This is a genomic window from Granulicella mallensis MP5ACTX8, assembly GCF_000178955.2.
Classification (GTDB): domain Bacteria; phylum Acidobacteriota; class Terriglobia; order Terriglobales; family Acidobacteriaceae; genus Granulicella; species Granulicella mallensis.
Map to the genome: position 1 here is coordinate 1,598,643 of NC_016631.1, position 25,566 is coordinate 1,624,208.

The window sequence follows — 25,566 nt, forward strand, 5'->3', positions numbered from 1 at the left end:
AAAAGCGTGAGCGTTACTCGCCGAGCATGAACCGCTGTACGCGGCTGGCGCGGCCTGTGCCGCCGTCGCACCCGATCAGCGTCGCGCACATCTTCGGGTTGCCCTTTGCTGGCTCGAACTTGCCTGGCATGCCGGTGAGAAAGCGCTTCAGTACCAATTCGGTCTCGACGCCGATCACCGAATCGTACGGGCCGGACATGCCGACGTCACTCTGATACGCTGTGCCTCCGGGGAGCACGCGCTCGTCCGCGGTGGGGATGTGGGTATGGGTGCCGAGCACGGCTGTCACACGGCCGTCGAGATACCAACCCAGCGCGACCTTCTCGCTGGTGGCTTCGCCGTGTACGTCGAGCAGAATGACCTTGGCGGTGATCTGGCTGAGCAGTTCGTCGGCCTTGCGGAACGGGTCGTCGCACGAGGACATGAAGACACGGCCCTGCAGGTTCATCACGGCGTACTCCTGGCCGTTGGGGAGGGAACCCTGGTAGAAGCCGAAGCCCGGAGTTCCGACCGCGTAGTTCGCAGGGCGGAGCACACGCCGTCCGCGCACGTGCGACTCGGCGGGAACGGTCATGTACTCGAAGATCTCCTTCTTGTCCCAGATGTGGTTGCCGGTGGTGATGACGTGCGCGCCGAGGTCAAAAAGCTCTTCGGCGATCGACGGCGTGATGCCGAAGCCGCCGGCGGAGTTTTCGCCGTTGATGACCAGCAGATCGACCGAGTTGGACTCGACAACGTGGGGAAGGTGTTCGCGGATGATATGGCGACCGGGCGAGCCAAAGACGTCGCCGACAAAGAGAATATTCACTGCATGAGTCTACAGCTTCGGGGTGAGGGAAGTATGCTGGGTGCATGATCGAGATGCAGTACAACTTCCCTTTGTTGCCGGGGCAGCCGGAACAGTGGCGCGAACGCCTGCGGGCGGCGGTGGATGCCCTGGACGAGAACAACTTCAATGAGCTGCGGCCGACCTTTCGCAGCAACCAGACGGCGCTCACGAACGCCGGAGCCAGGTGGATGGGAACGCCGCCGGAGCGGACGTTTCTGACCGAGGGCGGGCACCACGGCAGCTTGATTTCGCTGATGGTCAGCGGGCTGGCGGGACAGACGATTGCTGTCGATGCGGCGGCCTATACGGGAGCGCTGGTGCAGGCTCGTGCGATGCGGTGTCCGCTGATAGGCTGTGCCGTGGACGATGAAGGCATGGTGGCGGAGAGCCTGCGGGAGCACTGCGCGGCCGAAGGGAACCGTGTCGCTGCGATCTATGTGACCCCAACGGTGCATAATCCGCTGGGGTGTGTGGCCTCGCTGGCACGGCGCGAGGCGCTGGTGGCGGTGGCGAGAGAGTTTGATCTGCTGATCGTCGAAGATGACGCGTACGGCTATATGGAACCGGATGCGCCGCCAACGCTGGCGAAGCTCGCGCCGGAGCGCACGTTCTATGTGCGAGGGCTGAGTAAGAGCTATGCTCCGGGGGCGAGGACGGGGTTTCTGGTCGTTCCGGAGAGGTTTATTCCGGGGTTGTCCTCCGCGATCATGAATTCGGCTACGGGGTCTTCGCTGGTGCATAATCGCGCGGCGGTGTCGTTGGTCGAAGATGGGACGCTGGACCGCGTGATTGCGGAGAAGAATGTAGAAGGCGCCCGCCGCAACGCGGCAGCACGCTCGTTGTTAAGGAACCGCTGCTGGGCGGGGGCTCGCGCAGCCTGGCATCTGTGGGTGAACCTTCCTTCGCATACGACGCCGCAATGGTTTGAGCAGCGCATGATCGAGCGAGAGGTGGCGATCAGCGGAGGCAACTGGTTTGCGACGAGTAAAGATGCGCCGAATGGCTTTCGCATCGCGCTGGGCGGGGAAGTAGATGCAGAAAGGGCGCTGGAAGGCGTGGCGAGGGTCGCGGAGGAGTTAGATCGGCTCTCGTAGCTGAGGCAGGAGGTGGACATTCCGAAGATACGCAAGATCGTGTTGGTGTTGTGCACGGCAATGATTGCCGTGCCGTTGCTTTTCTCCGCAACGATGTATGCAAGCGCTTGGTACTGCCGAATTCAAGCTCAGCGATTGTTAGCGTGCGTTAGAAGCCTACAGCCGGGAATTACGACGGAGGCAGAGTCTCATCGCTTGCTTCGTCCAGTTCAAGGGCATCTGCATTGGGGCCGTCGGGTCACTTCTGAGCGACCGTTTGTGGTGACGGAAGAATATCAAGTAGCAAACAGTCCTTCTTGGATGAACTTTGTTTTTATGCATACCCCAGATCCGTTGCGAGGCGTTATTGGCGGTCATCTTATGTTGGATGGGGCTATGTTCGCGGTTTTGCAAGAGTTTAAGAGTGGCATACTCTCAAAACTATATGTCTATGAGACGAGTGATGGGGTCGGACATCCCTTTAGTGCTCATGCCACAATCTATGGCCACCACGCGACGGATGATGTGCCTCAATGGTCCGATAGAAGAGAGTTTAACGGTTATCTCGTTAACTCTATGCCGCTCATAGCAGATACGGAGGGGCGACCGCTTGCCAGGCTAGTTCTTTTTCGTGAAGATGTCTTTGTCGATGAGCGAGGAACTGTAGAACAGCGCCGCAAAGCGCTGGATTTTCACCTCGAATGTCTCACGGCTATCAGGGGCTGTCACGATGCTTCGCTCATCCTTCAACCTGAGCCCAATCCATAGCTCTCGGGTAGATGGATCGCCAGGCGGAGTTCTGGAATTTCATGCTTTGAGCTTTGAGCTACGAGTTTCGAGATGCGAGTTTTCTCGTACCTCGCATCTCGAAACTCAAAGCTCATTGGAAAACAGGGATGCTGGCTATTCCGCCGACTCCCCATGCTCCTGCTCCTCTTCCTTCGCCGCGACAGACTTCGCCTGTGGACGCATCAGCGGGAAGAGAATGACATCGCGAATCGAGCGTGAGCCGGTCAGTAGCATGGTCAGACGGTCGATACCGATGCCCTCGCCGCCGGTCGGAGGCAGGCCGTAGCCGAGGGCGCGGACGTAGTCTTCGTCCATCTGGTGGGCCTCGTCATCGCCACGTTCGCGTTCGGTGAGTTGGGCTTCGAAACGAGCACGTTGATCGTCGGGATCGTTGAGCTCGGAGAAGGCGTTGCCGACCTCGAAGCCGCCGATGTAGAACTCGAAGCGCTCAACCCAGTCGGGTTCGTCGGGCTTGACCTTCGAGAGCGGTGAGACCGCGAGAGGGAAGTCGTAGATGATCGTGGGCTGGATGAGGTGCTCTTCGGCAACGATCTCGAAGAGCTCTGCAATGCACTTGCCATACGGTGTGCCGGACTGGATTGCTTCGCGGCAGTGAAGTAATGTCTTTGCAACTTCAACCGATGGATGCGCATAGATACTGCCCGACTCCTGTAACGGCAGGTTGGCAATCGCGCGATCCAGCCACTCGAGCATAGCGTTTGCACTGGCAAAGTCTGCTACTTCGGGTTTGGCCAGGATATTCTCCGGCCAGAAACGAAGGATCGCCTCGCGCATCGACAGCTTTGTCCACTTGCCAAGATCAATCTCGACGCCATTGAAGTTTGTGATCGTTGTACCGTTCACTCCCTTCGCGACTGTCGTGATGAGTTCCTGCGTGAGGTCCATCAGGTCGTGGTAGTTCGCGTAGGCCTGGTAGAACTCCAGCATCGTGAACTCGGGGTTGTGCTGGGTGCTGACGCCTTCATTGCGGAAGTTGCGGTTGATCTCGTACACGCGGTCGAACCCACCGACTACCAGCCGCTTCAGGTAAAGCTCCGGTGCGATGCGCATCGAGAGTGGGATGTCGAGAGCGTTGTGGTGGGTCTTGAAGGGCCGGGCCGCAGCGCCGCCTGCGATGGTGTGCAGCATCGGTGTTTCGACTTCGAGGTAGCCGCGCGTGTCGAAGAAGTTGCGAAGGGCTCGCAGAATCGCCGCGCGCTTGACGAAGACCTCACGGGCGGCGGCACGGGTCTGGACGGGCATTCCTCCGGCTGGTTCGATCTCGGGTGCCGGCGCATCGTTGGCGGTGTCGTCGGAGGACGGTGGAACTTCGCTCTCAAAGTCGCCGGTGTCCGTAAAGAGATCGAGATAGCGGCGACGGTAGCGGAGTTCGATGTCGCCAAGGCCGCTGTACTTGTCGGGCAGGGGGAGCATCGCCTTGGTGAGGAAGGTGATGGCAGGCTTGTCGTTGACAGGAGAGGCGTGCAGTGTGAGTTCGCCGGTGCGGGTGCGCATCAGGTAGCCGCGCACGCCGATGTGGTCGCCGAGGTCGAGCAGCTTGTAGAGCGCGAAGAGGTCTTCGCCGACGTCGTCCTTGCGGACGTAGATCTGCAGGCGCTGCCCGCCCTGCTGCAACTGCGCGAACCCAGCCTTGCCCTGGACGCGGATGGCCATGATTCGGCCTGCAATAGACGCTTCGACGCGTGTGGCTTCCAGCTCCTCGCCCGATTTTGGGTCGCCGATCGCGCGCAGCTCGGGGATGGTCTGGGTGAAGTCGAAGCTGTTGGGGTAGGTGCTGTCGGCGTGGCTCAGGCCTAGCTTTTCGCCGATGGCGGCGATCTGCGCGAGCTTCTCGCGGCGTAGCTGGTACAGGTTTTCTTCGAACTGGCTCTCAAACTGGGACAAAATCGGGCTCGCTTTGCTGTTGGTCTTGACGCTTCAGTATATCGGGGCGGTTGGCCCCCACCGCCCCCGGGGTGATAAGTTTGGGCGATGGCCGATGACAGCAACATCCCGAAGAAGCCGCATGGCGCGCTCGGCGACCTCGTGAAAGCCGAGTCGATGATCCAGCTCGCCATTGCACTTCCGGCTGGCTGTCTCATCGGCTGGTTGGCCGGGGCGGCAGTAGATAAGCACTTTCATACCTCGTGGGTAGGGGTTGTAGGAATTTTGCTGGGAGCCGTGGCTGGTTTCATTCAGATATTCAGAACGGCCTCACGCTACCTTAAAAGGGGAGGCAACTGATGCTCGCCCTTGACGGTTTTAGTGATGACGACTTCCGCCGGACCATGCTGCGCGCGTTGCGGCTGCTGGCGATTGTCACAGTGGTGGCGCTGCCGGTGCTGTGGTGGAAGCTTGGCTGGCAGAGTGCTGTTCTGCTGCTGGTAGGCTCTGCCATTTCGGGCTCCGGCTTATGGGAGTGGCTGCGGCTGATGACCGCCGTCATGGCCCGCATGGATGTTGGGGGAAAGGCCCGCCCGATGGGTCTCGTTTTGGTCGGTTTCTTCCTCAGATTGGGCCTGACCATCGTGGTTCTGTATGTTAGTCTTAAGTTTCTGGATGGTTCGGTTTACGCGCTCGCAGCGGGCATTGGACTGGGCATTTTCGCCCTTTCGTTTGAAGCTCTTCGTCTGGTCAAAGCGTGGACGGTTTAGCTCCCTGAGCGGCCTGAAACCCAGCCCTCCGACAACGATTCGATATGATGCCTCAGCTCTTACTAACCAGAACTCTGAACCACTACTTCGCCGGTCCGGCGAATGCGTTGCTGCACGCGGTGCATGTAACCCCTGAGTCCTATAAAGCCCCGATCACCAACGCTGTGGCGATGGAGCTGCTGGTCTTTGTGGTGCTCATAGGATATTTCGTGCATGTGCGGCTGACCCTCAGTGTCGAGAAGCCGGGCGGTGTGCAGCACCTCGCTGAGATCACCAACGAGTTTGTCTCCGGTCAGGGCGAGCAGATCATAGGGCATGGGTATGAGAAGTTCACCTCCTACCTGTCGGCGCTGACACTGTTCATCCTGCTCTGCAACCTGGCAGGTCTGGTTCCGGGATTGGAGTCGCCGACGGCCAACCCCACGGTGCCGCTAGGTCTTGCTCTGATCACCTTTGTTTACTACCACTTTCATGGCATTCGCTCGAACGGTCCGGCTTACATCAAGCAGTTCCTCGGGCCGGTGTGGTGGTTGTATTGGCTGCTGTTCCCGATTGAGATCATCTCGCATCTTGCACGTGTGCTATCGCTCACGGTGCGTTTGTACGCGAATATGTTTGCCGGCGATCTGTTGACGATGGCGTTCTTCTCGCTCATCCCGGTTGGCATTCCGCTGATATTTATGGGCCTGCATCTTGGTGTAGCTGTAATTCAGGCGTATGTGTTCATGCTGCTGGCGATGATCTATCTGTCCCTCGCAGTGGCGCACGATCACTAGACTTTGACATTCCCGCGAAGGGGTGCCCCCTCTTCGCGGTGCGATCTACCGCCGCTCCAGCGTGAGGGAGCCAGCACGGTGAGCTTCAACCACCCACTGGCGGCGAGATTAACGGGGGCAAGGAGTAACACCATGAAGAAGCTGCAATATGTGTTTATGGCTCTGGCCGCGCTGCTTATCGCGACGCCGGCGTTTGGTCAGGAGGCCGCAGGTGCGGCCGCCCAGTGGGTTCCGCTTGCTGCCGGTCTGAGCATGGCTCTGGCTGCCGGTCTGTGCGGTCTCGGTCAGGGTAAGGCGACTGCTTCGGCTACCGAGGCTCTCGCGCGTAACCCCGGCGCTCGTCCTGGAATCTTCATCTTCCTGATTCTCGGTCTCGCCTTTATCGAATCGCTGGCTCTGTTCACATTCGTTATCATCTTCCTCAAGGTTCACGCCTAAATCGATCTCGGAAACACGAAGGGCCTCCGCTGCGGCGGAGGCCCTTCTGTTTGTGCTTGTAGGGAGGTCACTAGCCGGTGAAGTGACCTATGCGGGTAGAGGCTTGCCTTTGTTTTGTCCTTGCTTTTCTAGTTGTCATTCCGAGCGGAGCGAGCGAATCTGCTGTCTCCCGTTTTTCGTGAGTGCCACCAAAACCTTACGTGCCAGCTGCCTATACATCTCAGGGGGAGTACGAACAAAGAGCGGGAGGAGGCAGGTTCGCTCGCTCCGCTCGGAATGACACCAGAAAAACAAAAGCAATAAAAGCAGCAGCAAAGTAGAAGCAAAAGAATCATAGGCAGCGAACAGAAAGGCCTCCGCCAAAGCGGAGGCCTTTCTGCTGGTGATTGGATAAGGGCTATGGGGTGGTTGTCTTTGGCGGTGCCGGGGGCAGCGTCGAAACGGCCGGCGCGACGCTAAAGGCCGGCAAAGTCTCCGGCGTAGCCCGCTGGACGAGATTCAACACGTGGTTTGGCATGATGCCTAGGGCCAATGTTGCAACTGCGGCTGCTGCAATGGCAATGCCTGCCGGGATGGCAAGTTTGCGTGGGGACAGGAGAGTGGCATCTTCCCTGACCGGGCGGGCATAGAGCGCCGCCAGCAGGCGCAGGTAGTAGAAGCAGGCCACGCCGGAGTTCGCGAGGCCGATGATGGCCAGCACGACATGCCCGTTGTGAATGGCTCCGGAGAACGCATAGAACTTGCCGAAGAACCCGCCGGTGAAGGGGATTCCGATGAGCGACAGGAGGAAGAATCCCAGCAGCGCGGAGAGCCCGGGACGCTTGAGGGCCATTCCGGTGAAGTCGTCGATCGTGCGGGCCTGCTCGTCGTAGCCCGAGAGCTGCGTGATCACGAGGAAGGCGCCGACGTTCATCGCCGCATAGGCTGCGGTGTAGAAGCAGGCGGCGGAGACGGCGTCCTGCTGGATAGAGGTGAAGGCCACCAGCAGGTATCCGGCATGGGCGATGGAGGAGTAGGCCAGCAGGCGCTTGACGTCGCGCTGCATCAGCGCGCCAAGGTTGCCGATGGTCATCGAGAGCACTGCGAGGATCTCGATGAGGACGATCCAGTGGTCGCGATACATCGGCGCCGCGTTGAAGAGGAAGCGCAGCAGCACGGCGAAGGCAGCGGCCTTCGGTGCGGTCGACATCATGCCGACGACCGGAGCGGGTGCGCCCTGGTAGACGTCCGGAGTCCAGACGTGGAAGGGAGCGGCCGAGACCTTGAAGCCGAGGCCGATGACGACCATCGCAATAGCGAGCAGCGCGAGCGCCGGGGTGGCTGTGGTTCCAAGGCTGGCGGCGATAGCGCCGATGCTGGTCGAACCGGTCGCGCCAAAGCAGAGTGCGATGCCGTAGAGGAAGAATGCCGTCGCGAAGCTGCCGAGCAGGAAGTACTTGAGCGAGGACTCGGACGCCGTAGCCTGGCCCTTGCGGAAGCCGGCGAGGATGTAGGTCGAGATAGAGGAGATCTCGAGGCCGATGAAGACCATCAGGAGCTCGACTGAGCAGGTCATGAACATCATGCCGGTGGCGCCGAAGCAGACGAGGGCGAAGTACTCGCCGGCGTGGCTGACGGGGCCTTCGAAGTAGTCGAGCGAGGCCAGCAGCGTAACGAGAACGATGCTGGAGATCAGCAGATGGAAGAAAACCGAGAAGGCATCGACCTGGATGGTGGCGTAGAAGCCGGAGATCGGGCCGGAGGCATTGACGAGCTGCAACTGGTAGAAGGCAGCGAAGCCGGAGGCCAGAGTGCCGAGGATGGCGAGCCAGCCGAGGGGCTTGCGCGACTTACCGGGAGCGATCATCGGCTCGGCCAGCATCACCAGGACGCCGGTGACGGTGAGGATGATCTCGGGGAGCAGAGTGAGGAGGTTCGTGGGCATTAGTATTGTGCTCCCTTGTTGACCGGCGGAGCTGGCTTGTTGACTGCGGCAGCGGCGAGTGAGGGATCGACGAACGCCCCAACCTGATGGGCATCCTCAGCGGTTACAGGATGATTGGCTGCTGCTGCCCCATAAGTGTCGATGGCCTGCATCCATACCGGCGAAGCGAGTCCCATGACGAGAAAGAGAATGGCAAGGGGCCAGAGTTCGAGGTGCTCGCGAGCGCACAGGTCCCAGCCCTTAACTTCTTCCGAGCGAAGGCCGAGTTTGCCGTAGAAGATGCGTTGAATCATCCAGAGCATGTAAGCCGCGCCGAAGATGACGCCGGTGGTTCCGACGACTGTCCAGAGAATGTGGTTGCTGAAGACCGACTGCATGGCTCCGGAGAGGATCAGGAACTCGCCGACGAAGCCATTCAGCATGGGCAGGCCGACCGCGGCGAGTGTAGTGATGACGAACATCGTCACCATCCATGGATGCTTGGTGGCGAGGCCGCCGTAATCGCGTATGTCATAGGTGCCATAGCGCTCGTAGAGCAGGCCAAGGAGTACGAAGAGCGCCGCGCCGACAAGCGACTCGTTGAGGATCTGGTAGACGCCTCCATCAATGCCCATCGTCGTGAAGGTGAAGATGCCCAGCACGATGAAGCTGACGTGCGAGAGAGTAGAGAAGGCCGCGAGCTTCTTCAGGTCAGTCTGGATGAGAGCAAGCAGCGCGCCGTAGGCGATGCCGATGGCGCCGAGCGCGATCAGCCAGGGGGCGATGTGACGGGACTGCTCGGGGAAGATGCCGAAGCTGAAGCGCAGGATCGAGTAAAGACCGAGCTTGCCGGCCAGCACCATCACGGCAGCGGTAGGAGCTTCCTGGACGGCATCGGAGAGCCAGCCGTGCAGCGGGAAGATCGGAACCTTGACCGCGAAGGCGGCGAGGAAGGCCAGCGAGCAGAGCCAGAGTGCCGTGTGGTTCGTGGAGATCGCATGCTGTGCGGCCAGAGCCTGCAGTGTGGGCAGATCAAAGGTGCCGGTGCGGGCGTAGAGCCAGAGCATCGCGACCAAGAGGATCGCCGAGGGGATGAAGGCGTAGAGGAAGAACTTGATGGCGGCTTTACGGCGATTCTCGGTGCGGCCGAAGGTGGCGATGAGCAGCGTCATCGGGATCAGCGAGAGCTCCCAGAAGCCGTAGTACAGGAACAGGTCCAGCGCGAGGAAGATGCCGAGCATTGCAACCTGCTGGAGTAGGAAGAGCGTGTAGAAGAGCTTGGTGCGCTCCTTGACGGCGTTCCAGGAGGCCAGCACGCCGATGGGTGCGAGGAAACCGGCGAGCACGATGAGCCACATGGAGAGGCCATCGACGCCGAGGTGGTAACGAATGGCGGGGGAGGCGATCCACGGGCAGTTCTGCTCGAACTGGAAGCTGCCGCGAGCGGCGGCGTAGTCGAAGTGCCACGGCAGGTGGAGCGTCAGGCCAAGCGTCACGAGCGTGACGATGAGCGCGCCGATCGCGTGGATCTTGGTGCCCGCGCGTTCAGGAATAAGCGCAAGCACCCCCGCGCCCACGAGGGGGGCGAGGAGGATGAGCGTCAGGATGGAGTGATCGAGGTTCATCGAGGTCCTGTGGTGGTTCTAACAACAGATCCCCTGCGGGGATGACAACAAAAAAACAAAAGCAAGAGCACCTTAGCGCAGATGCGGATGTAGGCCAAAGACAACGACAGCGATGACGGCGGCTGCACCCAGGGCGAGCCAACCGGCATAAGAACGGATATTGCCCGACTGCACACGACGGACGAGCCATGCAAAACTGCGAGTGCCTGCGGTGAGACTTCCACCTGTTCCCTGGACGAGGCCGGTATCGACGAAGTAGCCGAGGAAGAAGCGTGAAAATGCGAGCAGGGGAGTAACGATTACGGTGCCGTAGATCTCGTCGACCCAGTACTTGTGGTCGAGCAGGGAGTAGAGCGGCTTGAACTTCTCAGCCAGCGCTGTGGAGGTGTCTGGCTTGCGGACGTAGAGGATGTAGGCAAGGAGCAGGCCAAGCAAGGCGGCGAGCACGGATACTACCGCAAGACCGATCTCAGGGCCACGCGTCGCGGTGTGCTCGGTCACGGCGGTCATGGCCGGATTGAAGACAGGCTCGAGGAAGTGCTCGAACTCGTTATGGCCTCCAAAGGCGAGAGGAACGCCAACCCAGCCGCCGACGATGGAGAGAATAGCCAGGATGCCGAGCGGAAGCGTCATGATCCATGGAGACTCGTGGACGCCATGCGCGTGGGCATGTTGGTGCTCGGCTTCGAGCACCAGCTTGGTGTCGTGGCGGGCATGAATTGCTGCACCATGTGCGGCGTGGACATCGAGCTCATGGTGGCCATGTTCTTCAACGTGCGATGGACCGAAGAAGGTTTTGAACCAGAGCCGGAACATGTAGAACGAGGTCAGGAAGGCGGTGAACATACCGACTGCCCAGAGGAGCTTGGCGAGAGGATTATCCCACAGGAAGGTCTGGTAAAGGATCTCGTCCTTGGAGAAGAAGGCGGCAAGGGGTGGCAGACCGGCGATGGCGAAGACACCCATGGTCATCGTCCAGAAGGTGACGGGGATACGCTTCCACAGGCCACCCATCTTGCGCATGTCCTGTTCACCGTTGAGTGCGTGAATCACAGAACCGGCAGCGAGGAAGAGCAGTGCCTTGAAGAAGGCGTGGGTCATGAGGTGGAAGATACCGGCCGAGTAGGCGCCTACGCCGCAGGCCATGAACATATAGCCGAGCTGCGAGACGGTCGAGTAAGCGAGCACTCGCTTGATATCGGTCTGCACTACGCCGATGGTGGCGGCCAAGAGGGCCGTCGCAGCGCCGATGACGGCGACTACGGTCAGCGCAGCGGGCGCATGATTGAAGAGCACATGGCAGCGCGCGACCATATAGATGCCGGCCGTGACCATCGTTGCGGCGTGGATGAGCGCGGAGACGGGTGTGGGGCCTTCCATCGCGTCGGGAAGCCAGATGTACAGCGGAATCTGTGCGGACTTGCCGGTTGCGCCGACGACGAGCAGGAGGGCAATCGCTGTGAGGAAGCCACCGGTGAGCGGGGTGGCGGAGATCTGCGTGAAGACGCTGTTGAAGTCGAGGCTGCCGAAGTGCGCGATCAGCAGGAACATCGCGAGCAGGAAGCCGAAGTCGCCGATACGGTTGACGACGAAGGCCTTCTTTCCGGCGTTGGCGGCGGAGTCCTTGGTGAAGTAGAAGCCGATGAGCAGATACGATGCGAGACCGACACCCTCCCAGCCGACGAAGAGCAGGAGGAAGCTGCTGGAGAGCACCAGAACCAGCATGAAGAACATGAAGAGGTTCAGGTAAGCGAAGAAGCGCCAGAAGCCCTCTTCATGCGCCATGTAGCCCACGGAGTAGAGGTGGATCAGGAAGCCGACGCCGGTGATGACGGCCAGCATGATGAGCGTGAGGTGATCGACCGTGAAGGCGAAGTTGACCTGGAAGCCGCTGACTGCGATCCATGGGCCGCTGACGGCCGAGAAGGTCAAGGGGCCATTGCCGAACTTCATGTAGTTCCAGAGCATCGCGACGATGACGGCCGGAGCTGCGGTGAAGAGCAGCGCAATCGCCGAGACGGCAGCGCGCGGCAGCTTGCGGCCGAAGGTTCCGTTGATCAGGAAGCCGGCGAAGGGAAGGATCGGAATGAGCCAGAGCAGTTGAGGATTCATTGGTTCTTGGAGGCTCTCTCGGTTTGGCAGGGAAGAAGCAGGTTCCCTGCGGGAATGACAGAAAGAAATACAGGTGCAAAAACGAAGACGGCGTTTTGGATCAGTTCTTCATCAGGTTGACCTGGTCAACATTGAGGGTCTGGCGTGCACGGAACAACGCGATGATGATGGCGAGACCGACGGCGGCTTCCGCCGCGGCGACGACCATCACGAAGAAGACGAAGATCTGGCCCGAGATCTGGTGCCACATGTGGGCGAAGGCGACGAACGTGAGGTTCACAGCGTTGAGCATCAGCTCGATCGACATGAAGATCGTGATGATGTTGCGCTTGATGAGAAACGCTCCTACGCCGATGGAGAAGAGGATCGCGGCGAGGACGAGATAGTAAGCGATAGGAACCATGGACTAGAGCTCCTTCCGTGCAAGCACGACTGCACCGAGGATCGCCACCAGGATGAGGATCGAGGTGACCTCAAAGGGCAGCAGAAGGGAGGTGAAGAGCGTGTGCGAGATCTCGGTGATGTTGGAGACCGCGCTGGTGAGGTAGCCACCGAGCTGTGTCGTTCCCAACTGCTTCTTCTCGGAGAGGAACACGAAGGTCAGCAGGCAGAAGATGGCGGCAGCACCGGGGATACCCGCAATGTAGGCGATCTGCGAGCCATGGGTTCGTTCTTCTTCGCCGGCGTTCAGGAGCATGATGACGAAGACGAACAGCACCATGATCGCGCCGGAGTAGACGATGACCTGGGCGGCGGCGAGGAACTCCGCACCCAGCGACCAGTAGAGGACCGCCAGGGACATCATGACGACGATCAGCGAAAGCGCCGAGTTGATCGGATGGCGCTGGAAAAGGAGATTGAGCGCTCCCAATACGGCCAGCAGTCCGAAGATGATGAAGAGTGCGGTTTGCATCGGCTAGTGATTTCCGGTCTTGTTGTATTTCTTGATGCGGTTCGTACTGATTGTAAATGCGTTGAAGCTCAGCCGTGGTACGCGAGGGCCAGGGCTGTCGCAAGGATATTGAGCATGGCGACGGGCATCAGAAACTTCCATCCGAAGCTCATCAGTTGGTCGTAGCGGAAGCGCGGCAGCGTGGCGCGCACCCAGATGTAGAGCAGGAGGAAGAAGAGAATCTTGGCGACGAACCAGAAGATCGGCAGAACCGCGTGGAGGAAGCCGGAGCTGGCGAAGCCATCGAACAGGTGGCCGAAGGGAGAACCCGCGCCGCCGAAGAAGAGCAGCGTAGCCACACAGGCGACGGTGATCATGTTGGCGTACTCGGCCATGAAGAACATCGCGAACTTCATGGAGGAGTACTCGGTGTGATAGCCAGCGACGAGCTCGGACTCGGCTTCAGGAAGGTCGAAGGGAGCGCGGTTGGTCTCGGCGTAGGCGGCCATCAGGTAGATGAAGAAGCCGATGATCTGGCAGCCGCCGAAGACGTTCCACGAACGCATGCCGTGCGCGGACTGCGAGTTGACGATATCGCGCAGCGAGAGCGACTGGGCGCGGAGGACGACGCCGACCAGCGAAAGGCCGAGCGCAAGCTCATAGCTGACGAGCTGCGCGCTGGCGCGCAGGCTGCCGAAGAGCGAGTACTTGTTGTTCGACGACCAGCCCGAGAGCGCGATGCCGTAGACGCCGATGCTCGTGATGCCGAGGATGACCAGGAGGCCGATGTTGAGGTCGGCGATCTGGAAGAGGTCGACGCCTCCGACCATCGTCTTTGCGCCGAAGGGCACAACGGAGATCGAGATGAGCGCGCAGGAGAGCGCGATGATCGGCGCGAGCACGAAGAGCGGGCGTTCGACGGCGAGGGGCATCATGTCTTCCTTGAGGAAGAGCTTGATGCCATCGGCGAGCGGCTGCAGCAGGCCGAAGGGGCCGACACGCGAGGGTCCCCAGCGGTTCTGCATGCGGCCGAGAACTTTGCGTTCGAGCAGCACGGTGTAGGCCACCGCCGTGAGCGTGATGACCAGCACCACCACGATCTTGACGATCGTGAGGAGCAGGAAGGTCGTGAAGGATGGAGTAATGTGGCTCATCGTCAGGGTTTCAGGGTCCAGGGCTTATGGCCCAGAGTTCTACGTCGGTTCGGATTTTTATTCAGCTAAGAGCTACGAGGGTTTGAGCAACGAGTTAGTCGGCGGCCAGGTGATCGGCGACTTCGGTCTCCTGGTGGCGCTGCACATCCTGCAGCATGGGCGAATAGCGAGTAAGTGAGCCGGAGGTAAAGAGCGTGTCCGACGAGGGCAGAACAAGATCCTTGCGGTTTTCGATCTGCACGAGGCCCGTTGACGCAGGGGCGATGTGCTGGTCGTTGCCGCTGAGAAGCTGCAGGCGAAGGAGTTTGTCGTAGCCGGGAACGACGCGCTGGATCTCGTCGAGGATAGCGAAGGGATCGAAGGGGCTGAGCTTCGGCTCCATGTTGTTGGCCATGAGCCATACCGCATGGCGATCGGCTTCGCCCGATTGTGCGCCGCGGCTCTGGCCCATGTCGGCGCGGAGGCCCTTGCCGAAGGGCACGAGCGTCTTGATGTCGTGGCCCATGTTGTCGGCGAGGCGGACGATGAGCTCGAAGTCGGAGCGGGCACCGCCCTTGTCGGCGGCCTTGCTGACAAGCTGGAGATCGCCGTAGCTGTTGGTGACGGAGCCGGCCTTCTCGTAGAGGTTGGCTGCAGGGAAGACGACGTCGGCGAGCTGTGCGGTCTCGGTGAGGAAGAGGTCCTGCACGATGACGAAGGTTTCTTTGAGCGCAGAAGGATCGATGCCGAAGCGCTTGATGGGGTTCGAGCCGACGACGTAGAGCGCCGAGAGCTTGCCGGCAGTGGCGGCGTCGAACATGGCCAGCAGGTCGAGACCGGCCTGTGCGGGGGCGCTGTACTCGGTCGCCAGAGCGGAGCCGGAGATCGGCTGGTAGCCGGGCAGAGCGTCGGGCAGAAGGCCCATGTCAGAGGCACCGCGCGAGTTGACGTAGTCGGCCATGAGACCGAACTCGGCGTTGGGCAGAGCCTTGATGAGGTTGGCGAGTTCGCCGCCCCGGACCTCGTTGCCGATCAGAACGACGAGTTTCTCTTCACCCTTGATGGCGGAGCGGAAGTTGGAGAGCTCATCCGCCTGCGCCACGATAGAGGAGGCCTCGGCGGAGCTGTCATTGCCCGCGAGGTAGCTGGCGAGGGCTCCGTAGCCGAACTGCTGGACCTGGATGAAGCTCTTGGCCTGGCGGCGCAGCTTGATCTCTTCGTGGTTCGCGATGTAGACGCGAGCTTTGTTCAGGCGAACGTTGGTACGCAGGTTCCAGGCGGTAAGCGGTGCCTGGTTGGTGGGATCGCCGCCGATGACCAGCAGTGCCTGGGCCTTTTCGACGCTGCGCTGTGAGGCGAACCTGCCGGTGGTGCCCTGGAGGGCATTAGCGAGGGTGACGTAGTCTGCGGTGCGATGGTGGTCGATGTTATTCGTGCCGATCACCGTGCGAGCGAACTTCTGCAGGAGGTAGTTCTCCTCGTTCGTGGTGCGGTTCGATCCGATGACGCCGATGGACTGCGCGCCGTGCTGGTCGCGGAGTTCACGCAGCTTCTTGCCGGCGAAGCGCAGAGCCTCATCCCAGGAGACGGGCTTGAGCTTGCCGTCGGCCTGGCGGACGAGCGGCGAGGTGAGGCGCTCAATATTGTTGGTGAAGTCGAAGGCGTAGCGGCCCTTGTTGCAGAGGAAGTCGCCGTTCATGCCGGACTTGTCGCGGTTGTCGCCGCGAACGATCTCGGAGCCGTCGGAGACGGAGCGCACGCCGAGGGTGGTCTTGCAGCCGTCGCCGCAGTGCGTGCAGACGGTGGCGACGTGGTTCATCTCCCAGGGGCGGGTCTTGTAGCGATAGGTGCCGCTGGTGAGCGCGCCCACCGGGCAGGCATCGATGCACATGCCGCACTGCTCGCAGTCGAGGTTGGGCAGGTCTTCCGGCGAAAGCTGAGCGGGGACGTTCGGAGCGATGACCGACGAGCTGCCGCGGTTCTGGATGCCGAGAGCGAAGACGTCCATGCCTTCGCCGCACATGCGGACGCAGCGGTAGCAGAGGATGCAGCGCGGGCGGTCGAAGTAGACCACGGGCGACCACTTCTGCTCTTCGCGATGGTTCTTGGGTTCGGTGTAGAAGGAGTCCGCCGCACCGTACTTGAAGGTCATGTCCTGCAACTCGCACTCGCCGCCGGCGTCGCAGACGGGGCAGTCGAGCGGATGGTTGCCGAGCAGGAGCTGCAGCGTGGCTTTGCGGGCCTGGGCGATCTCCGGGGTCTCGGTGGTGACGTTCATGCCCTCGGCGACCGGGGTGGTGCAGGCGGTCTGGAGCTTGGGCATCTTCTCGATGCGCACCACGCACATGCGGCAGGCAGCTTGCAACGAGAGATTGGGGTAGTAACAGAAGGCGGGAATCTCGATGCCGGCAGACTTGCAGGCATCAATGAGCAGCGTGCCTGCGGGTGCGGTGAGTTTCTGGCCGTCTACGGTAAAGGTTACGTCTGGCATAGGCTTCTCTAAATCCTACCGGGAACTGGTGTGTGCGGCGTAAAGCGCGTGAGGTGGAGGGTGGCGATGGGCATCGATTCGACTTTAGCTCCGTCCACTCTTTGCTTGTTTTGCCGGTTGTGCTGGGGTTGCAGCATTTCTGGCCTGTGAGACTGCTGCATCCACCACAGAGCGAATGCGTGTTGGGTCGTCGTAGCTATTGTTGCCTGTACCGCATACGACCTGTTGCTTGTCTTTGCTGACGACGATGATGGTTGGGGTGTATTCCACGTTGATGCGGCGGCCCAATTCAAAGTCGCCGCGAACGGCGTTGGCGAGCGATCCGTCCGGGTCCATCACGAAAGGCATTCGCTGGTTATGGCGTTGCAGCCAGTTCTCTGTAAACCTCTGCAGGTCGTCTCTGTTGGCAATAGAGTTCTGTGCGGCAAAGACATCGCTGCGATACTCATCGGCGAGCTTGGGGCTGATTTTATTTTGGATGTAGCGGGCGCAAACCGCCCCCTGTTGCGTCCAGATGTGAGCTTCAATTGGAAAATCGAAACGCAGTATCGGCACGTGTGTCGCAGCCGCAACCTGGAGCTCGATAGGATGCGCGTGCGCACAAGCTGGGCAGCCGAGATCTTCGAATACAACGATGGCGACTTTGCTTCCGGCGGGTGGCTTCAGCAGAGATAAATTGTGCAGGCCGTTGCTCGGCGGAGTTCCGGCGAACTGGGCCTGTACGGCCAGCGGCATAAGGGAGGTTGCAAGAGCAAGAGCACCGATTTTAAGAAAACTGAACAGCTTCATCGACTTCTTTCTCCTTCCCATGACCTACCGAAACCAAAGAGCATCGGTTCGTTCTTAGTGTGCGCCTGCGAGTTCCGGTTCGCCGACCGGTTGAATCTGAATGAGAGGGTGCTCGACGCGAGCGCCCGCCAGGTACTCCTCGAACTCGGAGCGGAACTTCTTGATGAAGCCGATGGTGGGCATCGCAGCGGCGTCGCCAAGCGGGCAGAAGGTGCGGCCCAGCATATTTTCGGCGAGGTACTGAATGTTGTCGATGTCCTTCTTGTTGCCGCCGCCCGCGTGGAAGCGTGTCAGCGTCTTCTTGAGCCAGTCCGTGCCTTCGCGGCAGGGGATGCACCAGCCGCAGGACTCGTGCTGGTAGAAGCGGATGGTGCGCAGCGCGAATTCGACGATGGAGACGGACTCATCGAGCACGACGATGCCGCCCGAGCCGAGCATGGTGCCGGCCTTGCCCATCTGGTCGAAGTCCAGGCCTACGTCAATTTCATCAGCCTTGAGCACCGGGCAGGAGGAGCCGCCGGGGACGACGGCCTTCAGCTGCTTGCCGCCCTTGATGCCGCCCGCGACCTCGTAGATCGCCTTGCGCAATGAGTAGCCCATCGGAAGCTCGTAGACGCCGGGGCGCTCCACGTGTCCGGAGATGCCGAAGAGGCGCGTGCCGCCGTTGCGTTCGCTGCCAAGCTTGGCATAGGCCTCGCCGCCCATCAGCAGGATGTGCGGGGCGTTGGCAATGGTCTCGGCGTTGTTGATAACCGTGGGGCCGCCATAGAGGCCGACGACGGCGGGGAAGGGAGGCTTGATGCGCGGCACGCCGCGCTTGCCTTCGAGAGACTCCATCAGAGCCGACTCTTCGCCGACTTCGTAAGCGCCCGCGCCGGTCTGGGTGATGATGTCGAAGTCCACACCCTCTTTGCCGAAGATGTTCTTGCCGAGGAAGCCCTTGGCGTAGGCGTCAGCGACGGCCTTTTCGACGATCTTGAGCAGGTAGCGGTACTCGCCGCGCAGATAGATGAAGCCCATCTTTGCGCCGATGGCGAGGCCCGCGATCATGGTGCCTTCGATGATCGCATGGGGGTCGTGCAGGAAGATGACGTGATCTTTGCAGGTGCCGGGCTCGGATTCGTCGCCGTTGACGAGTACGTACTTGGGCTTCTCGGAGACCTTAGGGACGAACGACCACTTCATGCCGGTGGGGAAGCCTGCGCCGCCACGACCGCGAAGGCCGCTGGCCTTCATCTCATTGACGATCCACTCGGGACCCTGTTCGATGGCCTTCTGGACGGCCTTGTAGCCGTCGAGTTCAACATACTTATCGATCTCGGCCGCGCCCATGCCGAAGCGGCGGGAGACGACTTTGACTTCATCGGGATGGGAGACGAGGGTAGGCATCTACTTCACATCCTTTCCGCGGCCTTCGCGGTAGTCGGCGAGGACGGCGTCCATCTTGGCGGGGGTAAGGTCGTCGTGGAAGTCGTAGTTCACCTGCACAGCGGGGGCCCAGCAGCAGGCGCCGATGCACTCAACCTCTTCGAGCGAGAAGAGGCCGTCGGGGGTGACGCCTTTATGGCCGATGCCCAGGGTGTGCTTGCAGTGGTCGAGCAGCTCAAAGCCGCCGCGCAGCATGCAGGAGATGTTGGTGCAGACCTGCACGTTGTACTTGCCGGCAGGCTTGGTGCGGAGCATCGAGTAGTAGCTGAGGACGTTGCGGACGTCGAGCTCGAGCAGGTCGAGGCGCTTGGCTAGCTCCGCTACGACTTCATCGCTGACATAGCCGACCTCATCCTGCGCGTAGAGCAGCATGGGGATGAGCGCCGAGCGCTTGACGGGATAGATCGTGGCCAGCTTGTCGAAGCGGGCGGCGGTCTCGGGAGAGAAGATCGTGTTGGCGATGGCGGCCATGTGATTCCTAGCGTCCTCGGTGGTGCGGGTGAAGCAGATCCCTTGCGGGGATGACAGAAAGAAAAGCAACAACAACGACTTTTGGTCTTCGCCTTTCTGGTTGTCATCCCCGTAGGGGATCTGGTTCTGCAGCGGCGACAACCATCCAGGTAAAACCAGACTACTGCGGCGGGTGCATCATCTCGCGTGCCAGCCGCTCGGCGGCGAGATCCATCTCTTCTTCAGCAGCGTGGTTGAGGCTTACGCTGCCGTTTTCCTGGAGCGCGAAGGGAACGGCTGCTTCGTCGCTGTGTTGCATCTCGTGCTGCGTGAACTTGAGCCATCTGCTGCCAACGCGGAGGGTAATCTCTTCGGCGCTGACTTCGACTACGGCGTGCTGCGGTGCGTTGAGTCCGTGGGCGGCTGCGTAACTGCGGAGCAGAGACGCCCAGGAGGTCCAGAGTTCGGTGTGGAGGCGTTCGTTGATTGTGGCCTCCGGTTCCGTGCAACTACGGTGAAGCAGATTCCCTGCGGGAATGACAACAAGAAAAACAAAAGCGGTTAGCGGTCAATTGCTCCCAGCACGATATCAATAGAGCCGATGACGGCAACGACATCGGCGAGAAGTCTGCCCTTGCACATGGTTTCGAGCGCCTGCAGGGTGGCGAAGTCGGCGTTGCGCATGTGCACACGGTAGGGCTTGGCTGTACCGTCGGATACGACGTAGTAGTTCATCATGCCGTGCGGTGCTTCGACCGAACTGGTGGCCTCGCCGGCCGGAACCTGGAAGCCTTCCGTGACGATCTTGAAGTGATGGATGAGCGACTCCATCTGGGTCTTCATCTGCTCGCGGTCGGGCAGAACGATCTTCGGGGCATCGGCCGTGATGCGGCCTTCGGGCATGCCATCGAGAGCCTGGAGGCAGATCTTTACCGACTCGCGCAGCTCCTGCATACGGACGAGGTAGCGAGCCCAGACGTCCCCTACTGTGGAGGTCGGGACGTTGAACTGGAACTTCTCGTAGCTGGAATACGGCATATCCCGGCGCAGATCGAAATCGATGCCGGACGCACGCAGGGGAGGGCCGGTAACGCCAAGGGCAATGGCGTCCGCCGCCGAGAGGAAGCCGACACCCTCCAGGCGCGAGCGCCAGATAGGATTGCCGTTCAGCAGCCCCTCGTACTCCTCGATCTTGGAGGGGAAGTCCTTGAGGAAGGCGCGAATCTGCTTATAAAGATCGAGCGGGGGCTCCAGGGACACGCCGCCGATGCGGATGTAGCTGGTCATCATGCGCTGGCCACTGACGGCCTCGAAGATGCGCAGCAACTGCTCGCGCTCGCGGAAGCAGTAGAGGAAGACGGTGAGCGCGCCGATGTCCATGGCGTGCGTGCCGAGCCAGACCAGATGCGAGTTGATGCGCATCAACTCGTTGAAGAGCACGCGAAGCCACTGGGCGCGGTCCGGGATTTCGAGTTGCAGCAGCTTCTCTACTGCCAGCGCGTAGGCCAGATTGTTGGTCATCGGCGCAAGGTAATCGATGCGGTCGGTCAGGGGCACGACCTGCTGGTAGAACTTGGCTTCGCAGGTCTTCTCGATGCCGGTGTGGAGATAGCCGATATCGGGTGCGAGCGAGACGATGGTTTCGCCGTCGATTTCCACGACGAGCCGGAGAACTCCGTGGGTCGAGGGGTGCTGCGGACCCATGTTCAGGATCATCGTGTGGTCGGAGATGGCGTCGGCGCCGCGCGGCTTATGGCCGGAGACGGACTCTTCGACGACATCCTTCACGTCAGGGATGATGAGGTCTTCAGCGGGACGGAAGCCGGCGAGCGTGGCTCCGGTTGTGTCGCGTACAGCGGGTTTCTCGAGATCTTCTACAAATGCCATTAGCGGTATCCCTCTACGGGGTAGTCCTTGCGGAGTGGATGGCCTTCCCAGTTGTCGGGCATCATGATGCGGGTCAGGCGTGGGTGGCCGCCGAAGTGAACGCCGAAGAGGTCGAAGACTTCGCGCTCGTAGAAGTTGGCCGAGGGCCAGACGGAGGTGATGGAGTCGATGCTTTGGCCTTCCGAGATGCGGGCGACGAGCCGGATGCGCTGCTTCAGGCCGAAGCTGAGGATCGAGTAGCAGATCTGAAAGCGTGGTTCGGTGGGGTACCAGTCGACGGCGGTTACATCTTCGAGGAAGTTGTAACCCGCGGCCTGGGCTGCCTTGGCGGCAGCGATGATGGTGTCGGGCGCTACGGTAAGGGTGAGCTCTTTGCGGTCCCACTTGGCATCGACGATGAGGTCGGCCAGGCCTTTGATCGCGGCGTGGTCAGCCAGGGCGGCGGTAACGGCTTCTTTGCCGAAACAGGCCTCGGGGGTAGCGGGATTGGTGATTGCGTCAGCCATAAAGTCCTAGAGGTCCGCCTTATCGTTCGACCAGTTGAGGATGCCCTTCTTCCAGACATAGAAGAGGCCGACGGCTACGAAGCCGATGTAGACCAGCATCTCCCAGAAGCCGAAGAGGCGCGAGCCGGTGATGCCGGGCAGGCGACGGTAGATGACCGCCCACGGAAGCATGAAGACGGCTTCGACGTCGAAGAGGATGAAGAGCATCGCCACCATGTAGAAGCGGACGGAGAAGCGGCCGCGAGCGTCGCCGACCGGGTCCATGCCGCACTCGTAGGCTCCGAGCTTGGTGCGCGAGCGCTTGTGCTTGCCAATAAAGAACGAGGCTCCGACCATGCCGCCGGCGAGGCCCACGGCGACGAGGATCTGAAGCACGAGAGGAAGATATTGCCAGATGTATGGGTAGCTCTGCATGGGCATTTTTAAGTGTAGGAGTGAGTCGGTCAAGGGTCAAGCAGCGAACGGGGATAAGGGGTTGCAAGGGGCGATTAGCGGGTGGTGATTTGCAGTTCCTTGGTTTTGTCTACGATGAGCGTTACAGCAGCGAGCTGTACCAGGCGATGAGCGGAGCACCGAAGAGAGCGGCAACAAGGCCTCCGATGCTGATAAACGTGCCCAGCGGCAGACGGGTTGTGGCGGTGGCCTGACGACGAACCATCAGCGTGAGGCCGTAAGCAGAGGTGAGGATGACTCCGACGAAGAGCGCGAGGATCGCGGGCCAGAAGCCGAGGAAGGCCGCGATCATGGCGAGCAGCTTGACGTCTCCCATGCCGAGGCCGTCGCGATGGCGAACGGCCTTGTAGATGGCGCGGATGGCGAGCAGGAGCAGGGCGGCTCCCACGATGGCGGCGAGGCGGCCGAAGACAAGATGCTCGGGGCCGGTGAGGAAGACGTTGCCCTTGGCGACGAAGGAGCCGGGGCTCGACATGCGCAGGCTGTGCTGTGGGTTGAGCTTGATCTCGTCCTGGCCGGGACCAAGGAAGATGGCCTGTGCGCAGACGAGGAAGAAGCCGATGGCCGTGCCGGTGAGGGTGAAGGCGTCAGGGAGGGTGTAGGTCTGCCAGTCCATGACGAGCAGGCCGATGAGGAGGAAGCCGAGGATGAGAAGCCCGATCAGCGTTGTAGCTTGTTCTGCTCTCCATACTCCCAGGGGGGGGCCGAAGTCGACTGTCATCCAGTTCGATGTACACAGCCTATAAATCGGGATAGAAAGAACGAGAAACCAGAGCCCTATTGCAAGTTCCACCAGCGGATAGCGCCATGGGATCGGCGTTTTGCATTGTCGGCAACGAGCACGGAGAAGGATCCAGCTCAATATCGGGATGTTGTCGTACCAGCGGATCGTCTGCTTGCAATTTGGGCAGTGGGAGCGCGGACTGTTGATACTCCGATGGTCAGGTAGACGTGAGATGCAGACGTTCAGAAAGCTGCCGAAGAGAAGGCCCAGGATGAGAGCTGAAAGTTCGAAGGTCAGAGGCACAATTTGTACCAGGGTCTCGAACTCTACGAACGAGGGCATAAATCGAGTATAGGGTGCGTATTCGTATTCTCGGAATCGTCACGAAGATTTCAAAAGGGAAGCAGCAGTAACGGAATGACGATACCCGCGAGCAGCAGGCCTGTAACGAGAAGCTTGCTGCGCTCGTATTTGTAGGCCATGTAGATGCCTGTCCCTGTTGAGGTGAAGAGTCCGATGGCAACCAGCAGGAAGAAGACCTTCAACGGAAGATGGCTCTTCGCTTTGGGGACGGACTGGGCTGCAGGATCGGGTGTCTTATCCGGCTTAGGAGTGTCGGCTTTGAGTTTGCGGACGGGGACGATGGTGGTCTGTTTCTTGTGTACCTGTCCCAGCATCACGATCCATGCGGGCGGCTTATAGCTGCTGCCCTGTGTCGTCTCGTGCAGGCTGAAGGTCTGCAAGGCTCCCGTTAAAGAAAAGAAGAGAACGGCCGGTGCAATGAACAGCCCGACGTAGCGATGTATCTGGCGAAAGAGTTTCAGGGAACTGGACATGACGTTGAATGGAGTCTCGGGATAGGGGTGCGTTAGAAGTCCACGTGCGTGCGGATGCTGAACATGGCTACCGGTCCACGGTCCTGGTTGTAGCCGGGGTGGGCGATGAGCTGTACGTCGAATGCGGTGAACAGGCCGCGCCAGTTGTGCGCGTTGTAGTAGGCCTCGAGGATGTCTTCGCGGGCGTAGTTCAGCTTGCCGTCTCCGAGCAGAAAGCCGAGTCCGCCCAGCGCCAGATATTCCTGATGATCGCGCTTGATGGCGTTCGAGATGCCGACGAGCCCGGCCTTGTCGTTGGGACGCGACCAGCGGTTGCCGGCGAGGTCGGCTCCGAGTTCGAAGGTCTGGTCGACCTCGGTGTAGGCGAAGCTCTGGTGCTGGCCTTCGTTCCAGCCGAAGCGGCCAAAGCTGCGGAGGTCCTGCGTTAACTCCTGTTCGAAGTTGAGTCCGAAGCCGTACTTCACCGTTGTGCCGGGGGCGTGAGCGGTGATGACGGGGACGGCGGAGGGGTCGCCGTTGGCACGGGCGGTAAGGGCTGAGTCGATAGCGTCGCGATACAGGCCCATGTCGGCGTGGTTTACGAAGCTGAGCAGGCGGACCGTGCCTTTGCGCTCCGGCGATAAAAGCCGCTCGGGCAGGAAGGCGAAGGGCGTCTTGCGATACTCGAACTCGTAGTTGTCGCCACGCGCGCGGCGAAGGTTCCAATCGAGATCGACACCGTTGGCTACAGTGGGCATCAGGCCGAAGACATAGCGGGCGGACCAGTGGATGTCGTCGTACTCGGTGACGAAGGCGTAGGTGTAGCCACGGGTATCGGCGGCGTAGTCCCACGCGCCGTTGTTGTCAGCGGTCCAGTTCAGAAACTGGAGGTGTGAGTCGGAGCCGGGACCGTTGACGTCGAGAACGTCAGGGAGGCTCATTCGTCCGACACGCAGGTCGAAGCGCCGCTCGGGGACTTTGGTCGCAAGTGAGAGTTGGGTGCGCTGCGTGTCGATGAGTTTGTTGGTCAGGCCGATGGTCTGGTGCAGTTGGACACGCGCGGTGTAGGGCACCGAACCGAGGTTCGGATTGCGGACGACATCCAGGTTCGTGAAGCCGGCCAGTCCCAGGGCTTCGGATACGCCGCGTCCGCCCGAGCTTTCGAGGTTGTAGATGGCGTCGGTGTTGTAGCGCAGGTTGTGGTGCAGTTGCAGGCCGAGGAAGAGAGTGCCGACCAGCGAGACCTTGTACTCGCCGCGTGCGAGCAGGGAGTTGGTGCCTTCATAGGGAGAATGAAAGCCGGGATGGCCCTGGAAGATGATGTTCGCCTGGCCTGCAATCAGGTAGCGCGAGGTATCGGTGTGCGGAAAGATCGTGACTTGCGGCGCGGTGACTTCGGGGTCTGGGGCCTGTGCAGGCGGTTGCTGCGCGTAGGCCGTCGAAACGGCAAGGAGGCAGGGAATCAGTAGGGTTCGCGCGGCTTTGCGGAAGGTCATAGGCATGATCACGAGTGGCTGGGGCAGGCAATACTGTACCGGAATGTTGTAAGGCAGAGATGAAATGCCCGCCAAAGGAGAAATCTCCGCATGGCGGGCTGGGTTCTTTCAGGCTCGTCTGGAGCTGAAGCGGAGGCCGGACAATCGTCGGCCAAACGCATCCAGATGCCTGCCAATGGGTAGCGTTCATCGCCGGTTTCGACAAAGGTGCGTGTCAGGCTAATGGCGCGCATTTTGGGGGATATGGGAGGAGTTTCTGCTTTACGGCGTAAAAATAGGAAGTTCATGGGAGCACTCCTTTCT

25 protein-coding genes are annotated in these 25,566 nt (G+C 60.6%); 7 read left to right on the forward strand and 18 right to left on the reverse strand.

Going from position 1 to position 25,566, the window contains the following annotated elements:
- Positions 1 to 13: 13 nt before the first annotated feature.
- The gene (locus tag ACIX8_RS06795; RefSeq protein ID WP_014264595.1) at positions 14 to 808 is read right to left on the reverse strand and encodes a TIGR00282 family metallophosphoesterase; all 795 of its coding nucleotides are present in this window, start codon (positions 806 to 808) and stop codon (positions 14 to 16) included.
- Between the two features lie 44 nt (positions 809 to 852).
- On the opposite strand from ACIX8_RS06795, the gene ACIX8_RS06800 reads away from it, so the two are divergent.
- Together ACIX8_RS06800 and ACIX8_RS25570 are read left to right on the forward strand one after the other, a co-directional pair.
- The gene (locus ACIX8_RS06800) at positions 853 to 1,923 is read left to right on the forward strand and encodes an aminotransferase-like domain-containing protein (protein ID WP_014264596.1); all 1,071 of its coding nucleotides are present in this window, start codon (positions 853 to 855) and stop codon (positions 1,921 to 1,923) included.
- Positions 1,924 to 1,935: 12 nt separating this feature from the next.
- Positions 1,936 to 2,670: a hypothetical protein gene (locus ACIX8_RS25570; RefSeq protein WP_014264597.1), complete on the forward strand. Its 735-nt coding sequence runs from the start codon at positions 1,936 to 1,938 to the stop codon at positions 2,668 to 2,670.
- Between the two features lie 135 nt (positions 2,671 to 2,805).
- Here the strand turns inward: ACIX8_RS25570 and lysS are convergent, their stop codons facing one another.
- On the reverse strand, positions 2,806 to 4,596 hold the full coding sequence (gene lysS / locus ACIX8_RS06810; RefSeq protein ID WP_014264599.1) for a lysine--tRNA ligase: 1,791 nt from the start codon (positions 4,594 to 4,596) through the stop codon (positions 2,806 to 2,808).
- An 87-nt stretch (positions 4,597 to 4,683) separates the two neighbouring features.
- On the opposite strand from lysS, the gene ACIX8_RS06815 reads away from it, so the two are divergent.
- From ACIX8_RS06815 to ACIX8_RS06830, 4 genes are all read left to right on the forward strand, one after another.
- Positions 4,684 to 4,935 (forward strand): AtpZ/AtpI family protein, encoded by a 252-nt coding sequence (locus ACIX8_RS06815; RefSeq protein WP_014264600.1) that lies wholly within the window; start codon positions 4,684 to 4,686, stop codon positions 4,933 to 4,935.
- The gene (locus tag ACIX8_RS06820) at positions 4,935 to 5,345 is read left to right on the forward strand and encodes an ATP synthase subunit I (protein WP_014264601.1); all 411 of its coding nucleotides are present in this window, start codon (positions 4,935 to 4,937) and stop codon (positions 5,343 to 5,345) included. The genes ACIX8_RS06815 and ACIX8_RS06820 overlap by 1 nt, the downstream gene beginning before the upstream one ends.
- A gap of 44 nt (positions 5,346 to 5,389) precedes the next feature.
- A complete protein-coding gene (atpB, locus tag ACIX8_RS06825; RefSeq protein ID WP_014264602.1) occupies positions 5,390 to 6,121 on the forward strand; it encodes a F0F1 ATP synthase subunit A in 732 nt (243 codons plus the stop codon).
- A 132-nt stretch (positions 6,122 to 6,253) separates the two neighbouring features.
- Positions 6,254 to 6,559: an ATP synthase F0 subunit C gene (locus tag ACIX8_RS06830; RefSeq protein WP_014264603.1), complete on the forward strand. Its 306-nt coding sequence runs from the start codon at positions 6,254 to 6,256 to the stop codon at positions 6,557 to 6,559.
- 397 nt (positions 6,560 to 6,956) lie between these two features.
- Here ACIX8_RS06830 and ACIX8_RS06835 read toward each other — a convergent pair whose 3' ends face one another.
- From ACIX8_RS06835 to ACIX8_RS06880, 10 genes are all read right to left on the reverse strand, one after another.
- Positions 6,957 to 8,483 carry an NADH-quinone oxidoreductase subunit N gene (locus tag ACIX8_RS06835; RefSeq protein WP_014264604.1) on the reverse strand — a complete coding sequence of 509 codons (1,527 nt, stop codon included), beginning with the start codon at positions 8,481 to 8,483 and terminating at the stop codon, positions 6,957 to 6,959.
- A complete protein-coding gene (locus ACIX8_RS06840; protein WP_014264605.1) occupies positions 8,483 to 10,087 on the reverse strand; it encodes a complex I subunit 4 family protein in 1,605 nt (534 codons plus the stop codon). Before ACIX8_RS06840 ends, ACIX8_RS06835 begins: the two co-directional genes overlap by 1 nt.
- Before the next feature lie 72 nt (positions 10,088 to 10,159).
- Positions 10,160 to 12,199 (reverse strand): NADH-quinone oxidoreductase subunit L, encoded by a 2,040-nt coding sequence (gene nuoL, locus ACIX8_RS06845; RefSeq protein ID WP_014264606.1) that lies wholly within the window; start codon positions 12,197 to 12,199, stop codon positions 10,160 to 10,162.
- Positions 12,200 to 12,299: 100 nt separating this feature from the next.
- Positions 12,300 to 12,602, reverse strand: a complete 303-nt coding sequence (gene nuoK / locus ACIX8_RS06850; protein WP_014264607.1) for an NADH-quinone oxidoreductase subunit NuoK — start codon at positions 12,600 to 12,602, stop codon at positions 12,300 to 12,302.
- 3 nt (positions 12,603 to 12,605) lie between these two features.
- Positions 12,606 to 13,112: an NADH-quinone oxidoreductase subunit J family protein gene (locus tag ACIX8_RS06855; protein WP_014264608.1), complete on the reverse strand. Its 507-nt coding sequence runs from the start codon at positions 13,110 to 13,112 to the stop codon at positions 12,606 to 12,608.
- A gap of 68 nt (positions 13,113 to 13,180) precedes the next feature.
- Entirely contained in the window at positions 13,181 to 14,245 is a 1,065-nt protein-coding gene (gene nuoH / locus ACIX8_RS06860) for an NADH-quinone oxidoreductase subunit NuoH (RefSeq protein WP_014264609.1), read from the reverse strand.
- A gap of 94 nt (positions 14,246 to 14,339) precedes the next feature.
- Positions 14,340 to 16,715 carry a molybdopterin-dependent oxidoreductase gene (locus ACIX8_RS06865; RefSeq protein WP_014264610.1) on the reverse strand — a complete coding sequence of 792 codons (2,376 nt, stop codon included), beginning with the start codon at positions 16,713 to 16,715 and terminating at the stop codon, positions 14,340 to 14,342.
- A gap of 84 nt (positions 16,716 to 16,799) precedes the next feature.
- Positions 16,800 to 17,504, reverse strand: coding sequence for a DsbA family protein (locus tag ACIX8_RS06870; RefSeq protein ID WP_014264611.1), 705 nt, complete (start codon positions 17,502 to 17,504; stop codon positions 16,800 to 16,802).
- Positions 17,505 to 17,558: 54 nt separating this feature from the next.
- Positions 17,559 to 18,893 (reverse strand): NADH-quinone oxidoreductase subunit NuoF, encoded by a 1,335-nt coding sequence (gene nuoF / locus ACIX8_RS06875; protein ID WP_014264612.1) that lies wholly within the window; start codon positions 18,891 to 18,893, stop codon positions 17,559 to 17,561.
- Entirely contained in the window at positions 18,894 to 19,403 is a 510-nt protein-coding gene (locus ACIX8_RS06880) for an NADH-quinone oxidoreductase subunit NuoE family protein (protein WP_044178018.1), read from the reverse strand.
- Between the two features lie 172 nt (positions 19,404 to 19,575).
- On the opposite strand from ACIX8_RS06880, the gene ACIX8_RS25875 reads away from it, so the two are divergent.
- A complete protein-coding gene (locus ACIX8_RS25875; protein WP_014264614.1) occupies positions 19,576 to 19,947 on the forward strand; it encodes a hypothetical protein in 372 nt (123 codons plus the stop codon).
- On the opposite strand, the gene nuoD is transcribed toward ACIX8_RS25875, so the two are convergent.
- From nuoD to ACIX8_RS06915, 6 genes are all read right to left on the reverse strand, one after another.
- Positions 19,944 to 21,269, reverse strand: coding sequence for an NADH dehydrogenase (quinone) subunit D (gene nuoD / locus ACIX8_RS06890; RefSeq protein WP_014264615.1), 1,326 nt, complete (start codon positions 21,267 to 21,269; stop codon positions 19,944 to 19,946). The two genes, ACIX8_RS25875 and nuoD, sit on opposite strands and share 4 nt — an antisense overlap.
- Positions 21,269 to 21,775 carry an NADH-quinone oxidoreductase subunit C gene (locus ACIX8_RS06895; RefSeq protein WP_014264616.1) on the reverse strand — a complete coding sequence of 169 codons (507 nt, stop codon included), beginning with the start codon at positions 21,773 to 21,775 and terminating at the stop codon, positions 21,269 to 21,271. The genes nuoD and ACIX8_RS06895 overlap by 1 nt, the downstream gene beginning before the upstream one ends.
- 6 nt (positions 21,776 to 21,781) lie before the next feature.
- Entirely contained in the window at positions 21,782 to 22,189 is a 408-nt protein-coding gene (locus ACIX8_RS06900) for an NADH-quinone oxidoreductase subunit A (RefSeq protein WP_044176296.1), read from the reverse strand.
- A gap of 121 nt (positions 22,190 to 22,310) precedes the next feature.
- Positions 22,311 to 23,294, reverse strand: a complete 984-nt coding sequence (locus tag ACIX8_RS06905; protein ID WP_014264618.1) for a prepilin peptidase — start codon at positions 23,292 to 23,294, stop codon at positions 22,311 to 22,313.
- A 50-nt stretch (positions 23,295 to 23,344) separates the two neighbouring features.
- Positions 23,345 to 23,788, reverse strand: a complete 444-nt coding sequence (locus ACIX8_RS06910) for a hypothetical protein (RefSeq protein WP_014264619.1) — start codon at positions 23,786 to 23,788, stop codon at positions 23,345 to 23,347.
- Between the two features lie 32 nt (positions 23,789 to 23,820).
- Positions 23,821 to 25,338, reverse strand: coding sequence for a carbohydrate porin (locus tag ACIX8_RS06915; RefSeq protein ID WP_014264620.1), 1,518 nt, complete (start codon positions 25,336 to 25,338; stop codon positions 23,821 to 23,823).
- Between the last annotated feature and the right edge of the window lie 228 nt (positions 25,339 to 25,566).

What these genes read in the sequence shown, in the direction of transcription:
- ACIX8_RS06830 (WP_014264603.1), top strand. Translation starts at nt 6,254, where the DNA reads ATGAAGAAGCTGCAATATGTGTTTATGGCTCTGGCCGCGCTGCTTATC.
- nuoK (WP_014264607.1), bottom strand. Translation starts at nt 12,602, where the DNA reads ATGGTTCCTATCGCTTACTATCTCGTCCTCGCCGCGATCCTCTTCTCC.
- ACIX8_RS06880 (WP_044178018.1), bottom strand. Translation starts at nt 19,403, where the DNA reads ATGGCCGCCATCGCCAACACGATCTTCTCTCCCGAGACCGCCGCCCGC.
- ACIX8_RS06840 (WP_014264605.1), bottom strand. Translation starts at nt 10,087, where the DNA reads ATGAACCTCGATCACTCCATCCTGACGCTCATCCTCCTCGCCCCCCTC.
- ACIX8_RS06900 (WP_044176296.1), bottom strand. Translation starts at nt 22,189, where the DNA reads ATGCAGAGCTACCCATACATCTGGCAATATCTTCCTCTCGTGCTTCAG.
- atpB (WP_014264602.1), top strand. Translation starts at nt 5,390, where the DNA reads ATGATGCCTCAGCTCTTACTAACCAGAACTCTGAACCACTACTTCGCC.
- nuoL (WP_014264606.1), bottom strand. Translation starts at nt 12,199, where the DNA reads ATGAATCCTCAACTGCTCTGGCTCATTCCGATCCTTCCCTTCGCCGGC.
- ACIX8_RS06800 (WP_014264596.1), top strand. Translation starts at nt 853, where the DNA reads ATGATCGAGATGCAGTACAACTTCCCTTTGTTGCCGGGGCAGCCGGAA.
- ACIX8_RS06855 (WP_014264608.1), bottom strand. Translation starts at nt 13,112, where the DNA reads ATGCAAACCGCACTCTTCATCATCTTCGGACTGCTGGCCGTATTGGGA.
- nuoD (WP_014264615.1), bottom strand. Translation starts at nt 21,269, where the DNA reads ATGGCATTTGTAGAAGATCTCGAGAAACCCGCTGTACGCGACACAACC.
- ACIX8_RS06870 (WP_014264611.1), bottom strand. Translation starts at nt 17,504, where the DNA reads ATGAAGCTGTTCAGTTTTCTTAAAATCGGTGCTCTTGCTCTTGCAACC.
- nuoH (WP_014264609.1), bottom strand. Translation starts at nt 14,245, where the DNA reads ATGAGCCACATTACTCCATCCTTCACGACCTTCCTGCTCCTCACGATC.
- nuoF (WP_014264612.1), bottom strand. Translation starts at nt 18,893, where the DNA reads ATGCCTACCCTCGTCTCCCATCCCGATGAAGTCAAAGTCGTCTCCCGC.
- ACIX8_RS06895 (WP_014264616.1), bottom strand. Translation starts at nt 21,775, where the DNA reads ATGGCTGACGCAATCACCAATCCCGCTACCCCCGAGGCCTGTTTCGGC.
- ACIX8_RS06815 (WP_014264600.1), top strand. Translation starts at nt 4,684, where the DNA reads ATGGCCGATGACAGCAACATCCCGAAGAAGCCGCATGGCGCGCTCGGC.
- ACIX8_RS06905 (WP_014264618.1), bottom strand. Translation starts at nt 23,294, where the DNA reads ATGCCCTCGTTCGTAGAGTTCGAGACCCTGGTACAAATTGTGCCTCTG.
- ACIX8_RS06910 (WP_014264619.1), bottom strand. Translation starts at nt 23,788, where the DNA reads ATGTCCAGTTCCCTGAAACTCTTTCGCCAGATACATCGCTACGTCGGG.
- ACIX8_RS06820 (WP_014264601.1), top strand. Translation starts at nt 4,935, where the DNA reads ATGCTCGCCCTTGACGGTTTTAGTGATGACGACTTCCGCCGGACCATG.
- ACIX8_RS06865 (WP_014264610.1), bottom strand. Translation starts at nt 16,715, where the DNA reads ATGCCAGACGTAACCTTTACCGTAGACGGCCAGAAACTCACCGCACCC.
- ACIX8_RS06835 (WP_014264604.1), bottom strand. Translation starts at nt 8,483, where the DNA reads ATGCCCACGAACCTCCTCACTCTGCTCCCCGAGATCATCCTCACCGTC.